This is a genomic window from Rhodopirellula bahusiensis (genome assembly GCF_002727185.1).
In the GTDB taxonomy this organism is placed as follows: Bacteria; Planctomycetota; Planctomycetia; order Pirellulales; family Pirellulaceae; genus Rhodopirellula; species Rhodopirellula bahusiensis.
Genome location: NZ_NIZW01000018.1, coordinates 79836 through 94628, shown reverse-complemented (window position 1 = coordinate 94628; position 14793 = coordinate 79836). Strand labels below are relative to the sequence as shown.

Genomic DNA, 14793 nt, shown 5'->3' with positions numbered 1-14793 from the left:
GACAACGAGATGGAAGGGGCAGTGGTTAGGTGCGAGTGTTGCTATTTGACATCGACGGGACGCTTTTGACGACCGCCGGTGGTGGGAATCGGGCGCTTCGGCAGGCGATTGAAGAGGAATTTTCGGTCGAGGATCCGGACACGCGAATTTCGTTTTCCGGCCGAACAGACAGAAGTCTGATGGTCGAATTGTTGCAACGGAACAAGGTTTCGCCGACGGAAGCCAACTGCGGTCGATTGCGACGGCGGTACGGAGGCCTGTTCGGAGCCGAACTGCGGCGATCGGGCGGCACCCTTCTGCCGGGGATCGTGCCGTTATTCGAAGCCTTGGACGGGATTCCTAATCTGGACGTTGCAGTTATGACCGGGAATTTCCCCGAGACGGCAACGAAAAAACTGGAGCATTTCGAGATCCGCCGGTGGGTTCGCTGGATCATCGGAGGCGATCTGGACGTGCACCGTGACGACATGGCTCGGCGAGCCGCCAGCGTTGTGGCGCGGCGTCATGGCGATTCTCACCAAGAAACCATCGTGATCGGCGACACCCCCGCGGATGTGTTGTGCGGCCGAGCGATCGGAGCGAAGACGTTGGCGGTCACCACCGGCGAATTCTCTCGAGATCAATTGGCGCCGGCCAAACCGACGTTGTTGCTGGACGACTTGTCGGACACCGATCGAGTGGTGCGATTCTTGGTCGATGACGAGCTTCTATCGGACTGACGGAGCCATCTTTTCGCACTTTTCGTTTCACGGCTGTGGACCGCGTTCTGGCGAACCAGCCGGCGGTCGGTCGGAGATTCTTGAGCAAATCCACTCGTTTTTTCAAAAGTCGATTCGAATCGGTGTTGTGACTTGCCCGATTCGTTTCGTAACGTCCCTGCCATGAACGTTTTTCGTCAACGCTCCGATATGGCTTTCCTCGCGGTCGCACTTGTGTGGACCTGCGTTGCAGTGGGCTGTTCACAAAACCCGTACTTGGCGGGCGGCGGAACTTCCGTGTGGCAACCGCCACCGAGCACCACCGCGGTCAATGGCATCCAGGCCCAGGTCGCTGAGCTGAACCGTCGGGTTCAATTGCTGGACGACAACAATCGTCAGCTGACAACGCAGTTGGCCCAAAGCGAGCAACAGTCGCAAGTTTATCGCGACGAATTGAACTTGGTCCGCAAACAGTTGTCGGACACGACTCAGCAATACGAGTCCGCTCGGATTGTCGCACAAGACGCTCAGAGTCAGGCACGCAGTTTTCAAGCGTCCGCACAAATGCGTGGCGGTGCGACGATTCGAGCCAACACAAACCTCAATCAAATGGCCGGTCGTCTGAACTTGGGCGGCTTGAAAGTCGAACAAGACGGTGAGGTGCTGCGAGTCATCTTGCCGAGCGATCAATTGTTCGCGCAAGGCACCGGACAACTGCAGCCTTCCGCGGGTTCGATTTTGGATCCGACCGCTGCTCAACTTCGTTCGGTGTTCCCTCGTCAGCGAATTGGCATCGAAGGCTACACCGACAACGCTCCCATGTATGGAGGAGCGGCCGGCAGCGCTCATCAACTCACGTCCGCTCAAACGGGCGCGGTGTTGGATTGGTTGACTCGCCGAAGCGGCATGCCAGCACAGCAATTGTTCACGGTCGCACAGGGATCGAACAACCCTCGCCAAGACAACACGACTCCCGCCGGACGCGCCGCGAATCGCCGCGTCGAGCTGGTGATTTATCCCGAGTCGTTCTAAGCGACGAGATCGACTTTGCCGTCGCTGGTTCCGAATTGTTCCGCTTCGATTCCCATCGCGTTGAACATCGAGACATACAGGTTGCACAGTCGGGATTTCTCGGGTGCAACCAGGCGTCGTCCAGTTCGAATGGCGCCGCCACCTCGACCAGCCAGCAGCAGCGGCAGGTTCTCGATGTCGTGTTTGTTGCCATCTCGGATCGTTGAACCGAACATGACCATCGAGTTGTCCAGCAACGTCGAGTCGCCTTCTTTCAATGATCGCATTCGGTCGATCAGGTAGGCGTATTGTTCGATGTGCCAAGTCCCAATGCGTTCGTACTCCGCAATGCGATCGGGCTCATTCCGGTGATGCGAGATCCCGTGAAACGAACTCTTCACGCCGTCGATGAACGAGAAGTTTCGACCGGTTTGGGCATTGCCCATCATGAACGTCGCGACGCGTGTTGAGTCGGTCCAAAACGCCAGGATCATGATGTCCATCATCAGACGAACATGCTCGATGTGTTGCTCAGGCAAACCCGGTCCCGGTCGCGGCACGTCGATCTTGCCTTCGTTGATCCAGCGTCTTTGAGGCTTCATCGATGCTTCGATGCGTTGTTCGACGCTTCGGACGCTTTGCAAGTATTCATCCAGCTTCGCACGATCCTCGCTGCCGAGTTGTCGCGACAAACCACGAGCGTCTTCCAACACGACATCTAGAACGCTGGTCGTGTCTCGTTGCAGCGACTTGGCGACTTGCGGGTCATGCAAATTCAATCCGGATACCGGAGGCGAAGCGGCACCGCCTCGGAACAGTCGATCGAATGCGAGTTGTGGAACGATCTCGTTGGGCAATGGCGTGTGACGGTCTCGCCAAGCGATGTGCGAGCCATAGATCCGAGTGAATCCGCCACCGACATTGTCGACTCCGGTGTACGCGGAATCGACGCCGAGTTCTAGGCTTGGCAATGGCGTATGCGATCCGATCTTCGACGCGATGAATTGGTCGGCTGACATGCTGCCGGTGTCCATGTCGCGGCCCGATGTTCGCAAAACGAATCCGCCGGATAAAAACGCGGGCACCTTGGGCCAGTGACCGTTTCGCATGTTCACATTGGGGTGATGCAGGTTCTCAAGCAGCACCACTTCCTCCCGAACGTCAGCCAAAGGTTGCAGCATCGGCGTCAGCTCAAATTGGTCGCTTTCGGCGATCTCTGGAGGCGTCCAGTTCGGTGGGTTCACGCCGTTGGGCATGAACAAGAACGCGGTGCGGACTGGCGGGCGGTCGAGCGGTTTGACTCTGCCGTTCTCGTCCACGACCGGAGGCGTGTCGTCAGGCGATTCACCCGCCATCGCATGCAGCCAAGGCAGGCTCATCCCCACCGCGGAACCCTGGGAGAGTCCGCGAAGCAACCGGCGTCGTGACAGGCGAGCTTGCTTGTTTCGAAACAGCATCGTTTAGCCTCGGTTTTGAAAGGGAGTGCTTTGGATGATCGCATGGATTAATTCGCGAGTTTGCAGGTTGTTGTCCTGCAAATGCTTGCGGATCGAATCGATCGTGCATGCGTCGGCTTCTTCGAGACTTCTTGCCAACGCGAATCCGAGCATGCGTCGAATGTACTCGTCCAGGAAAGCGTCTTGGCGAGCGACCAAAACAGCTCGCAGTTCATCGACCCCGTCGAATGTTTCTCCGCTGGGCAGGCGTCCTGAACTGTCGATCTTCGGAAGTTTCGCGACTTTCTCGGGTTCGCGTTTGACTTTCTTTTGCCAGTCCTCTTCGCTCGCCGGTCCGCGTTCATGATCACGCCATCGGCCGATCACATCAAAGTTTTCGAGTGCGAATCCGATGGGGTCGATCAAGTCGTGGCATGCCGCGCAGGTCGCATTGTCACGGTGTTGCTCGAGTCGTTGGCGGACCGTCTTCTTGCCGCTTTCTTTTTCGCCGCCGGGCAAAGAAGGCACATCTGGCGGTGGTGCGGGGACTCGTGTTCCGAAGATCGTTTCCAACACCCACGCTCCCCGAAGCACCGGACTGGTTCTTCGTGAATAGCTGGTTAACATGTGAACCGCGCCCAACCCCAACGCTCCGGTCCGTCGCGACGCCTCGAAATCGTCCGTCCTTTGGATCGCCACGAATCCTTCTTCGTTGCCCTCCAACTTTTTCGCGGCCGAGACCATGCCGTAGTGTTTGGCTAGTCGGTGGTTGATCACAACCGTGTCGGAATCGATCCAGTCCGTGACCGGTCGATTTTCGCGAATCATCCAGGCCATCGTCTGGCCGACTTGTTCACGAAGGTCGATGACCAATTCATCGGAGTAGGCCGGTTTGAAAAAGTTTGTGTCCGGGATGACTGTGTTGCCAACCGCGGCGGTTCCCAGCCACTGGCTCGCGAAAACGTCCGCGAAGCGTTTCGAGCGAGGGTCGGCGAGCATCCGGTCGACTTCCTTGCGAAGCGTTCCGGAATCGCTCAACTCGTTCCGCTCAGCCAATTGCAGCAAGCGTTCGTCGGGAATCGAATACCAAAGGAAGAATGACAATCGCGTCGCGAGTTCCAGGTCCGTGATCGGATGGATGCCGGGTTCGTCTTGGTCGGCTTCGCTGATGTAAAGAAAATGCGGTGAAGTCAAAACGGCTTGCAGAGCCAACTGCAACGCCGCGCGAGGTGACTCGCCACGATCAACGACATGGTCGAACAGTGACATCCATCGACCGATGGTTGCTTGCTCAACCGGGCGACGCCAGGCTCGTCGGGCAAAACGCACCAGCGCCAACTTCGCCTCCTCTCGAGACAATCGATGCGTCAACGCATCGTCGTCCGAGGATAGCCCAAGTAATTTCGCGGTTGCGGCCAAGCGTTTCGCCAACGACTCACGCCCGTATTCTCTGAATCCTCGATGGAATTTGGGTTCCAGTTGATCGATCGGGACTTCCGCGTTTTCTGTCGCAAACTCTTGAACGACTTTCGACATCTTCTTGCGGTCGCGTTCGATCTGCTGGCCTTTGCGATACTCAATTCGTGGCAATTGAAACAGACGGACTTGTTCGATTCGGGGCGACGGCGTGCCGTTTGAATCGGTCGTTGGTTCCGCTTGGACGGAAATGTGATGTTGGCCTTTGGGCAGCGAGAGCGTCATCCAATGCTGGCCATGTTGTTGGTCGCCGGCATCTCGTGTTGCAGCAACGATGCCATCCACTTTCACTCGAACCCGCGCGTCATTCCGAACGGCTTCAGGGAGTCGGATGGAGAGCCCGTATGTTTCGTCGGTGCTGCACAGCAACGTATGAAAGACGTTGCTTGCCGGATCATTGGTGTTGTCTTCCGATTCAAATTCAACGATGAGCGGCTTCAGTACAATCGCTTGGTCGATGACTTTGGCGGCGACTTCCAAGTATCGCTCCATCAACAACGGCGGCATGAACAGCGTTTCGCCGTTGTTGTTGAAACCTTCGCCGCCACCGCCATCCGCCGGAAAGGTTTCGACGAAGTCAAAGTTCAGACCTGTCAGGTCATTGATCGCGTGCGTGTACTGGTCTCGGTTGAGGCGTCGAGGCAAGGGACGCCCCGCGAACTCGCCGCCGGCACACGCGGTCGCCTTCAAGTGATCTTCAATCCATTGACTCAGTTGCAAACGTTCGGCTTCGGTTGGTTGGTCCGAATCCGCTGGCGGCATCGTGCGGTTGTGCAGTTGTTCGGCTGCGCTCGACCAGACTTCGCGGCGAAGTTGAATCTCTTCGGTGGTTGTTGACTTCAGGAAGCCGACCGGGTCATCCTCGTCGTCGGGTGCGTGGCAATCGCCGCAGTAGGTCGCAAGCAATGGGCGAATGTGGTCTTCGAAAGAGGTTTGCGAGACAGGTGTTGGGATCGCTGACGTGTTGTCTGCTTTGGAATCTTCGCCGAAACACAGCTGACAATCGGATATTGCGCAGAGAAACACGAATGACGCAAGCAGCACTGCGTGAAGCAAGAAGGCGAGCCTGGTTGGCATAAGCACTCGGCGAGCAAAAACAATCGCGATCACAACACGATTGCTTTGGGAGGTGGGGCGGGAGCGGCGAGGGAACTCGTGGCGGGACGTTTATTGTCACCGCTGGAGAGGGCCGATGCAAGTTTCTCAGGGTGACGTCTCGACCCGCAGCATGCTGAGGCTTTTCTGCGCCGCATCGATCTCGAATTTGAATTCACCGAGGTAGCTCATCCCTAGCATGGGATCGGCTCGCGAGGCGACCGGATCCAAGATCGCACAGGAGACATCTTTCGCTTCGAACGGGCCCACGCGAACGGAGTCCAGGTTGACTCGTTTGGCCGAGATTTCGTCGCCGTTCGCCATTACCAGACGCAACAGCGGCGCGTCGGTGGGGACTTCAATCTTCAATTCTTTCGCGGCTTCGGCGGTCAACGTCACCAGCGTCGCCCCGCTGTCGACGACCATGCGAACAGGTTGGTTGTTGACGCTGGCGGTCACGTAAAGCGAACCATTGCGTTCGATCTCGAGTGGGATTGATTCCGAAAAGACTTCCTGTTCGATCTTTGCCAGGCGCAGTTCAATTGTGTGCAGGATGTCTTCGGCTGATATCGAGGACGGAACACCCTGATTTGCATTCATGACCTGGATTGCAATTTTGACTTTGGCGTCTTCCAAAATCTTCCCGATCGAATCTCGCAACGCGTCCAAGTCCTTGCGGATTTGAAACACGGATTCAGCGTAGTCGGCTTGCTTTGAATTGAGCTCTGATCTTTGCTCGTTGGCAAGCTCTTGAGTCTTGGTTCGTTGTGATCGCAACTGGCCGACGCGAGTTCGGTTGGCATTGATCAAAGCCACAATTCGGTTGTTCGCGCCGACATCGTTTCCCGCGACGCGGGCCAATTGCAGGTTCAGTTCTCCGTCTTGATTCTCCGACACTCGTATTTGTTCGTTGATCTGCTGGACCTGGGCCAGCAATGCGTCGAGCTCTTTCTGTTCCAAGATCAGTTCGCGTCGCTGCTTGATCAGAGCAGTCATCGATCGGGCGATGTCAGCGGACTCATTCGCGACCAAGGATTTTCCGCTGCGTCGCAGGCCAGCGTCTTGCAAGATTTTTTCCGCCTTGGCTTCGACGCTTGCGGAATAACGAGTCACCTGGGTTTTGCCGGCGGGCTGTTCAGTTGCTTCGTCTTCGCCCGTCGTTGGGGCAGTGATGCCCAGGGTCGCGAGCAACAAGGCTGCGATGACCAAGTATTGGCCGGCCGAGGATCGGTGGCTCCAAACTACGACCGAGTTCACCGGGTGTGACGGTTGGTTGGTTCGATAGCCCGGCGGGAGGCGGCGATGGCATTTGGATTGCATCGGTCGAGCTTGACGAAAGGACGTGGGAAAGCCAGTTTGATTGACGAAGGCGTTGCGGCCGAAAGGTTGACTCGATCCAATCCTTTTGGGATCAACCGAGTGGGGCGAGTTTCGTGATTGAAAGCTTCACCGAGTGCAACACTGAATGATTGTAGCCGAGCCCTCCTGTGGGAGGAGGCCTTTTTCGGTCAAGGACGAACCTGCATCCGAATAATGCCGACGACGATTGACCAAGTGAACCGATTGAGGAGCCCATCATGGAACCGCCTGTCAGACTCAATTGCCCAACCTGCAGCCGCCGTTTTCTATCGGATGAGACGCCAGCGATGCCGTTTTGTTCCAAGCGTTGCCAGCTGATCGATTTGGGGCGTTGGATGAACGAGGAGATCGGTTTGCCTCACGAAGGCGATCCCGGCGACACGCCCGTTGAGTACTTGGATGATCGCGATCTGTCTCAGCCGACTCCTGAGCGGCACAACCAGAGTGCTCATCGATTTGACGGCTAGTATCGTGGGTCGGCAGTTCATAATTGCGCGGTTTGATTGCCGTTGAATGAATTGAATCGATTGGCCAGCTGGGGTGGCTTCAGAGCACGGCGTTGCAAATCGGGTGGGTCCTGGGACTGGACTTTTCAATCGGACTGGTCGACAATTCAGGATTGCGAACGAACCTTTCCCTTGGGGAAGGTTTCTTTTTTTATGTCTCCAGCCAAACACACGTAGGATCGCGACAATGGTCGAATCGGTGCCAATGACCCGAGAGGGCTACAACAAGATCAAGGCCGAGATCAATCGCATGGAAAACGAAGAGATGCCCGTGATCGTTCAGAAAATCGCGGAAGCTCGTGAAGAAGGCGACTTGAAAGAGAACGCGGAATATCACGCCCAGCGTGAGAACCAAGGCATGTTGATGGCGAAGATCAACGAGCTGCGGGACAAGATCGCTCGCGCGTCCATCATCGACGTGTCGTCGCTTCCCAAAGATGAGGTCGTGTTTGGCTGCACCGTGACGGTGGAAGACGTTGCCTACGGCGACGAAGAACAGTTCACCTTGGTCGGTGCTGGCGATGAAGACTACGACAGCGGCAAGATTCTTGTCACCAGTCCGTTTGGTCAGGGGTTGGTTGGCAAGAAGGTTGGCGAAACGGCTGAGGTCGATGTGCCCGCAGGAAAATTGAAGTTCAAAATCCTGAAAATTGAATTCGATCTGTGAGTTCGACCAACGATGACAAAGAACCGGCTTTGGATGATTCCGAGGCTGGTTCGGATTCTGAAACTTCTTCGACCAGTCCACCTGGTCAAGAGGCCAGCACCTCGGCGCAACAAGAACCGGGGTGCATGCCGATTGTGGTTGCATGCACGTTGCTGATGGGCATCGTGTCGTTCGTGTTCTGTGGCGTTACGACTTGGGTGTTGTTCCAAAAACGAACGGAAGTTGCCGTCCGAACATTGGTCGGCTACGTCGACGTCATCGAGCAGAGCCTGTTGCCACCGGACGAAAAGAAGTCGGTCATCGATCAGTTGGAAACAACGATCAAGCAAATGCAGGCGGACGACTACCCGCAGGAGCAGGCCTCTGCGGTGATGCAACGATTGGTGCGATTGCCGATCCCACAATACGGCGAACTCGACGTGATTGATTCGTTCGTCAAAGAGAATTTCGATGACGATGAACGCGACAACGCTCTGAAACAGATTTCGCGACTTCGGCGTGCGATCGAGCGAGGCAAGGCGACGGTGATCGACGTCAATGATGTTTTGCTACCGACAACCCAGGTCGATACCACGCATCCGCTTGGTCGCGTGTTGAAACAGCCTCTCGTCGAAGACGACATTCGCGACGTGGTTCAACGAGCAAAGTTGATTGGCGACCGCGACGATCTGGAGGATCAGTTCTTTGAGCGTAAGCCGATCGACGAGATTTTAAAGCGGGAACTGAGGGCAGCTATCGAGCAAGGCGGATATTAAGTTCGCTCGTACGTACGCTGCTATTGACCGTGCGCCAAAATGTCCAGTTCGGTATTGCTTGCAATCCAAATCGCTGGAACGGGGCTGGATAGTGTTTTCTTCAGCAAATCTTTTTATCGCCACAGGACGAATTCGGTTTTTGTGATGCGTTCCAAGCCATCGATTTGAGAACGCTTCTCATTTGGGGGGTGATGGAAGACACGCAAATCGTTGCTTGTTTGCCCGCCAGGCTGCCAGAAAGGCACTCAGGCCGACTGCGGATGCCCGCAGGGTCAAGCTAGGACGCACGAGACGGTGCGTTACTACCCCATACGAGCGACGGGAAGGGGGTTCTGAGTTGCAATTCCCGCCGTGGCTTGGAATAATGGGGTCGCTAGCGATCGAACAGACCGGCGACTGCCGGATCGCGTCGTCTCTTATCTCTTCGCCTATGGACACCGCCATGAAAACCAAACCATCCGGTTTCACTCTCGTTGAATTGCTGGTGGTGATCACCATCATCGGCATTTTGATGGGGCTGCTCATTCCAGCTGTCAACTCAGCTCGAGAAACAGCCCGCCGCAACCAATGCAGCACGCAGATCAAGAACCTGTCCTTGGCGGCGATCCAGTATGAAAACTCGAAAGGCGAACTGCCTGGATATATCCAGAGTTTTGGCCGATTTGCTGGCGGATCTGACCCATCCGACCCGTTGAACGGAAGCCTGCCCGCACACATGAAAATTGGGACGTGGACGGTAGCGTTGCTTCCATGGCTCGACGCACAGCCTACATACGAGCACTGGAGTGAAGATCGCTACCCGATCGTTCACCTAGGAGCCGCGGACACAGAGCATGAGCCAACGAGTGGTGCATCCGGCAATGATTTTCACTCGCTCGCTGCGCCAAACCTGGCAATCATGCAGTGCCCAAGTAATCCTGTTGCGCAAGGTGAAAGCGGGAAGAACAGCTACATTGCAAATACAGGGTTGGCCCACTTTTTTAGCACTACAGGCGGAGCCGTTGGTACACCTCTACCTATCGGAGGAAGCGTAACTTCGATGAGCGCGGATCAAGCTTTCGAGGAATCTCAAAGTCGAGCTAACGGAGTATTCAACTGCAAATACAATATTATCGGCGGGAAACACCAATACGAGGGTCCAAAGGTTCGACTCGACGATTTTAAAGATGGCGCTGGTAATACGATGTTGTTCTCAGAGAACGTTCAAGCGATGCCTTGGCATCGCGCTGGCTTTATTGATGCAGGGAACTTGCCAGCCGATGAAACTGTGACATTCAACAACTCCGACACGAGTTCTCCTGCTATTTTCGCTGCTCGGTTCTCCAACGGAATGGCTTGGCACTACGCCGATCCTGACGCCTCGAAAGGGAGTTCGTTTCCTTGGAATAGTAAAGTTGGTTCAGTGCCGATGGACACGGCTAACTTCACAAAACTACGTATCAATGGCGGAGGGACCTCGGTTTCGGATGAAATCTTCAATCTGCAAATGACCGCGGCAAATTCGCCCCAGCTAGCACGGCCTTCCTCGGCACACAACGACGGAGTTAACGCGGCGATGGCTGACGGCGGTACTCGGTTTATCCCCGATTCTATCGACTATCGAATCTACCAAGCCCTGCTGACTCCCCGTGGAAAGAGCAGTCATGTGCCTTGGCCTGAGTATGTACTAGACACAGAGGCGTTTTAATTAGAGCTTCGTTGCTGCGTCCTTTGAAGTGATTTGGTGCGAATGGCACTCGTTTTGGGTGCCATTCTTCGGAATCGGATAGAAGCTGTATTGTATCGCTGCTTTGGAGCGTTTTGTCTGACCTGAGCGATCAGGACTTCCAAGCGTTTCCTATCGCAGATGTTCGCCACAATGCTTTTGCGGCTATCGCCGAGTGTTGCTTCAGCGGACAATCTTGGGTGAAAGCCAGCGTCAGTCGCATATGACGCGGCACTAATGGCTGGCGGGAAGACCCTGGTTGGTTCATCAGCCATTGCGTAGAGGTCACCAACAAACGGCGACGGGAATTCTTTAATTTCAGCGGTTTCCTTTCGCCCCCCGCGTGGATCGGCTAGTTATACTTCCGGTGGTGGACTTGTTAGGTCAATTCCTAGCTCAATCAGACTCACGGTGCCGGAGAAATAACTTGTTTCGAATCATTGTTTTTGGTGCGATATTGCTCACTCTGCAATTGGCGACGTTAACTCTCGCAGATGCAGCCGTAATCGTTGATCAGAGCCAACTGGCTGGGGCGCCAAGTGGAACAGCAGGGAGCCTGTCACGTATCGCCGAGTTTTCTCAAAACGACCTTGCTCAATCGTTTCGCCCAACTCTAGACAATATTACCGGCGCCAGGGTGCATCTTTGGGGCGGCAGCGATGCTGGTATCGGCAGCGGCAACATTACGATCGAGCTTTTTAGTGCTCTGCCTAATGATTCGGGGGTAATGTTGGGTTCAGGTACGTCTAATAGCGTTAGCCCAGGACAATATGCAGTAGTTGATTTTGGGAGTGTTTCTGTTGTGCCCGATCAAACGCTCTATCTCGTATTTACTAGCACTAACGACACCTTGGCTCTATCTGGATCAGTTAATGATCCGTATTCACGTGGCAATACGTTTGCGAATACTGGTTATATGGCATTCCCAAACTTCGATTATACGTTCGAGACCTTTGGCGCTTCTGCAGTACCTGAACCTTCTGCTTTCGCCCTGCTTGGCATCGGTGCATGTGCGGCTATCGCGCGACGACGTAGACTGATACCGACTGCTGCGAGCTGACTTGCTGTTTGGGGGGGTGGTTACTGCGGCCATACATTTTCATGGATAGCGTATTGAACTTGCCGGGCTGGATTCGATGTCTAGGTCATCCAGGTTGACTTCGTCGAGGGTTTTGGCTGAGTCAGTATTGTTATATAGCTCTATTGATTCTGCTGATTCGGCAGGCATGTCCGTTTGGGATTCTTCTGCGGTTGCTGATCGAACCTGCAGTTTTCCGGCTTGGACTCGGACGACTTTGATTGGATCTCCGCTGTCAATTGGCATTCCGGTGCTTACTGCGTCGACTTTGTGGCCGTCGATGATGACTCGGCCTGCTGGTAGTAAATCGGATGCGGCGACTCCGTAGCGGCCGATTAGGTCGACCAGCGGGGTGCCGTCGGGGGTGGTTGCGACGGGAGCGGAGCTTTCTGTTCCGTTGGAACGACGGTTCAAGATCTCTTTGCCGATCGCGGTTTGCGGCCAGAATCTCAAGACGATGCTGAGCAGGATCGGCGTCAGTACGAGCAGGGCCAAGACGATCGCCAGACCGAAATTCAGGCTGACGGTGAATGCGATCAGAACCGCGGTGATCGCTGCGGCGACCGCGAATAATCCAAGCAGGCCGCCACTGGGTACGATGATCTCGGCAATCACCAAAGTCAGGAAGAGTACCAACAAGCCGATCGTGTAGAGAACCGGCATCAATCCACCGCCTCGACGGTGATTCGGTTTCCGAGGACTTGGATGACACGAATGGATTGACCGGCATCGATCGCGGTTGCGTCGCTCACGACCGGAACGATTGTCTCACCGAACCTTGCCTTACCGCTGGGCCGCAGCGGCGTGGTGGCTTCGCCGGTTTGGCCCATCAGATTGTCGTAGTGAGCCAAGCGTTCCGATTCATCCAGGTTGGCTTCGGGGACGCCCATCGACAATCCAGTCGCAAGAGCTGCTTGTGGCAGATACATCCGGACCAAAATCATGCCAAGAACGCAGCCGCCTAGTCCTCCAAGCGTGACCCAAAGGCCTCGTGTCAGTTCACCGAGCTGGTAAGCGTTCTGTGGAACGACGAACGTTTGGCTCATGAGCATCACGCCGATCGCTGTCAAAATCAGGCCGCCGACTCCGAAGACTCCAAAGCCAGGCAGCACAAATATCTCAATGCCGATGCAAGCCAGGCCAAGTCCAAAGGCGAGGAGCTCTGCCCACTCAGCGGTCCCGGCGAGATACTTGATCCAAAAGAAGAATGCGAAGCAAACCAGAGCGATGAACCCGGGAAAACCGAGTCCCGGGGCGCTTGCTTCGATCGACAGCATCATGAAGCCGACAACCAACAGCGACATCGCGAGTCCGGTTTGGCCTCCGAGTCGTTCAACCCAGCGAACCAGTCCGCGGTCCGATAGTTCTGGCGGGATGCCGTTCAGGCCGACTGCTGCGGAGGCTGTTTGCAGAGATTCGGATGTGCCATCGGCCAATCCGAGTTCCATGGCTTGGGAGGCGTTGAGACCCGACGCGAGTTCGATCTTTTCCATCCGCTGCCAATCGCTGGTTTCGTTTTCATTTGAGTCCAGGCGGATTTGATCCGAGGTTGCGTAGCGGACTCGTCCCGAGCGGCGGTGAACGTATCGGTGCACTGAAAGGGAAGGATCCAGCAATCCGCGAATGAGCGCGACGCTTCGGCCGGTCGAGTCCGCGACCATGTCGATCAGCTCTGACTGACGCTGCACGTCGGCGGGTGACATTGCGTCGGCGCCACTGCCGCCGATTGTCGAATCCGGCAACATGATTAGTGGTTGGCAGGCCAGCGCGATCAACGCCGCATCCCCGCGAGCTTCGCCGGTCACGCAGCCTCCCACCGCCTGAATGGCGATGCCGGGATCCGCCAGGGTCGCAGCGAGCGATGCACTTCGATTCAAATTGCCGCCTGGTGAATCGATGGCAATCAACCACGTGTTCACGTCTGGCGAATCGATCGTCGCGGCCAAATTGCTCTGCCACCGACGGACGCGAGATCCGGTGATATTGCCGGTGACTCGGACCAATCGCCCGACCGCTTCGTCCACTGATCGCGAATCGTCGCTTTGCAGTGCACTCAGTTCCAGCCAGTCCGAAACGGTCTCTTCTGAATCGACGATCGCCGCGGCGGCCCGAATTTGCCTGAGCTGATTGGCGTCCAAGACGAGTGGTTCGCCGGAATTGGCCAGGGTGTTTTCCGAAGCGACCCGCCCAGCCGAGCGAGCGTCCAGCAGCGATTTCCCGGACAAAAAGCTTGACTCACCGTCGATCAAATTGACCTTCGCAACTTCGAGACTGGAGTCGACCAAACCACCGACCAACTCCAGCGGTATCAAAGCCCTGCGGCGGGCGATGGATTGATACAAAACTCCGATCGTGTCGTCGAGCTGTGGCTCAAACCGACCGGCGTCACCGATCGATCCAGACGATGAAATCAGCAACGTTTCCGAAGCGAGCGGTAGCAGCACATCGTGCCCGGACACGGCTCCATCGACCCAGGCGACCACCCGGACGCGTTTGAGATCAGAACTGGAAACCGCTCGCGCGATCTTCAGTGCGTCCTCGAATGCAGTGGCTCCACCAGCGGAATTCCTGGCCTCTGAAGGCGTCGATTGTTCGCTGCTTGGCGCGGCCGAATCCGCTTGTCCACCTCGGCCGGTTTCTCCGAGTCGCAGGACCACAGTGGTTCGGCCTCTGTCAGATGCATCGCCGCGTTTGGATGCGACAGCGATCTGAGACAAGCGAGCCAAGATCCGATCAACGTCGCGACTGTTCAGAGGAGACGGGACGTCGATCAGCACTCCCGTTTTGGGCGACGTATCCGTCTGTGCCAGTCCAAGATGAATGGGCAACAGGCCAAGCAATATGACTAGCATGCACCAAAGTGATCGCCCCCAGCCGGGGACCACACTGTGCCGGAAACCAACCAAGACAAACCGTTGACCGCTCATGCAACGATTATACGGCGGATGGAAGGCAAAAGAACATGACGGATCCAATTCGCCAGCGTTTATGAGGCCAGGATGAAGAT

Annotated in this window: 12 protein-coding genes; 7 read left to right on the top strand and 5 right to left on the bottom strand. The window is 55.9% G+C overall.

Going from position 1 to position 14793, the window contains the following annotated elements; genetic code table 11:
- Positions 1 to 29: 29 nt before the first annotated feature.
- Both CEE69_RS21560 and CEE69_RS21550 read left to right on the top strand, forming a co-directional pair.
- Positions 30 to 719: an HAD family hydrolase gene (locus CEE69_RS21560; protein ID WP_099262682.1), complete on the top strand. Its 690-nt coding sequence runs from the start codon at positions 30 to 32 to the stop codon at positions 717 to 719.
- A 162-nt stretch (positions 720 to 881) separates the two neighbouring features.
- Positions 882 to 1730, top strand: coding sequence for an OmpA/MotB family protein (locus CEE69_RS21550; RefSeq protein ID WP_099262680.1), 849 nt, complete (start codon positions 882 to 884; stop codon positions 1728 to 1730).
- Here CEE69_RS21550 and CEE69_RS21545 read toward each other — a convergent pair.
- The 3 genes from CEE69_RS21545 to CEE69_RS21535 form a co-directional block, all read right to left on the bottom strand.
- Entirely contained in the window at positions 1727 to 3166 is a 1440-nt protein-coding gene (locus CEE69_RS21545) for a DUF1552 domain-containing protein (protein WP_099262679.1), read from the bottom strand. The genes CEE69_RS21550 and CEE69_RS21545 overlap by 4 nt on opposite strands.
- A 3-nt stretch (positions 3167 to 3169) precedes the next feature.
- Positions 3170 to 5698: a DUF1592 domain-containing protein gene (locus CEE69_RS21540; protein WP_099262743.1), complete on the bottom strand. Its 2529-nt coding sequence runs from the start codon at positions 5696 to 5698 to the stop codon at positions 3170 to 3172.
- Positions 5699 to 5824: 126 nt separating this feature from the next.
- The gene (locus tag CEE69_RS21535) at positions 5825 to 7036 is read right to left on the bottom strand and encodes a retropepsin-like aspartic protease family protein (RefSeq protein WP_233215502.1); all 1212 of its coding nucleotides are present in this window, start codon (positions 7034 to 7036) and stop codon (positions 5825 to 5827) included.
- Positions 7037 to 7293: 257 nt separating this feature from the next.
- Between CEE69_RS21535 and yacG the strand changes: the two genes are divergently transcribed.
- The 5 genes from yacG (at position 7294) to CEE69_RS21510 (ending at position 11768) form a co-directional block, all read left to right on the top strand.
- Positions 7294 to 7542 (top strand): DNA gyrase inhibitor YacG, encoded by a 249-nt coding sequence (gene yacG / locus CEE69_RS21530; protein WP_099262677.1) that lies wholly within the window; start codon positions 7294 to 7296, stop codon positions 7540 to 7542.
- Positions 7543 to 7768: 226 nt separating this feature from the next.
- On the top strand, positions 7769 to 8248 hold the full coding sequence (gene greA, locus CEE69_RS21525) for a transcription elongation factor GreA (protein WP_099262676.1): 480 nt from the start codon (positions 7769 to 7771) through the stop codon (positions 8246 to 8248).
- Entirely contained in the window at positions 8245 to 9003 is a 759-nt protein-coding gene (locus tag CEE69_RS21520; protein ID WP_099262675.1) for a hypothetical protein, read from the top strand. Before greA ends, CEE69_RS21520 begins: the two co-directional genes overlap by 4 nt.
- Before the next feature lie 442 nt (positions 9004 to 9445).
- The gene (locus tag CEE69_RS21515) at positions 9446 to 10690 is read left to right on the top strand and encodes a DUF1559 family PulG-like putative transporter (RefSeq protein WP_449314206.1); all 1245 of its coding nucleotides are present in this window, start codon (positions 9446 to 9448) and stop codon (positions 10688 to 10690) included.
- A gap of 445 nt (positions 10691 to 11135) precedes the next feature.
- On the top strand, positions 11136 to 11768 hold the full coding sequence (locus CEE69_RS21510) for a PEP-CTERM sorting domain-containing protein (protein WP_199169916.1): 633 nt from the start codon (positions 11136 to 11138) through the stop codon (positions 11766 to 11768).
- 39 nt (positions 11769 to 11807) lie between these two features.
- Here the strand turns inward: CEE69_RS21510 and CEE69_RS21505 are convergent, their stop codons facing one another.
- Together CEE69_RS21505 and CEE69_RS21500 are read right to left on the bottom strand one after the other, a co-directional pair.
- Positions 11808 to 12449, bottom strand: a complete 642-nt coding sequence (locus CEE69_RS21505; RefSeq protein WP_099262674.1) for an NfeD family protein — start codon at positions 12447 to 12449, stop codon at positions 11808 to 11810.
- Entirely contained in the window at positions 12449 to 14713 is a 2265-nt protein-coding gene (locus tag CEE69_RS21500) for an NfeD family protein (RefSeq protein WP_099262673.1), read from the bottom strand. Before CEE69_RS21500 ends, CEE69_RS21505 begins: the two co-directional genes overlap by 1 nt.
- Positions 14714 to 14793: the final 80 nt, after the last annotated feature.

Bases quoted from the DNA above. Each gene is read 5' to 3' on its own strand.
- CEE69_RS21550 (WP_099262680.1), top strand. From the start codon at position 882: ATGAACGTTTTTCGTCAACGCTCCGATATGGCTTTCCTCGCGGTCGCA.
- CEE69_RS21545 (WP_099262679.1), bottom strand. From the start codon at position 3,166: ATGCTGTTTCGAAACAAGCAAGCTCGCCTGTCACGACGCCGGTTGCTT.
- CEE69_RS21540 (WP_099262743.1), bottom strand. From the start codon at position 5,698: ATGCCAACCAGGCTCGCCTTCTTGCTTCACGCAGTGCTGCTTGCGTCA.
- CEE69_RS21535 (WP_233215502.1), bottom strand. From the start codon at position 7,036: ATGCAATCCAAATGCCATCGCCGCCTCCCGCCGGGCTATCGAACCAAC.
- yacG (WP_099262677.1), top strand. From the start codon at position 7,294: ATGGAACCGCCTGTCAGACTCAATTGCCCAACCTGCAGCCGCCGTTTT.
- greA (WP_099262676.1), top strand. From the start codon at position 7,769: ATGGTCGAATCGGTGCCAATGACCCGAGAGGGCTACAACAAGATCAAG.
- CEE69_RS21515 (WP_449314206.1), top strand. From the start codon at position 9,446: ATGAAAACCAAACCATCCGGTTTCACTCTCGTTGAATTGCTGGTGGTG.
- CEE69_RS21505 (WP_099262674.1), bottom strand. From the start codon at position 12,449: ATGCCGGTTCTCTACACGATCGGCTTGTTGGTACTCTTCCTGACTTTG.
- CEE69_RS21500 (WP_099262673.1), bottom strand. From the start codon at position 14,713: ATGAGCGGTCAACGGTTTGTCTTGGTTGGTTTCCGGCACAGTGTGGTC.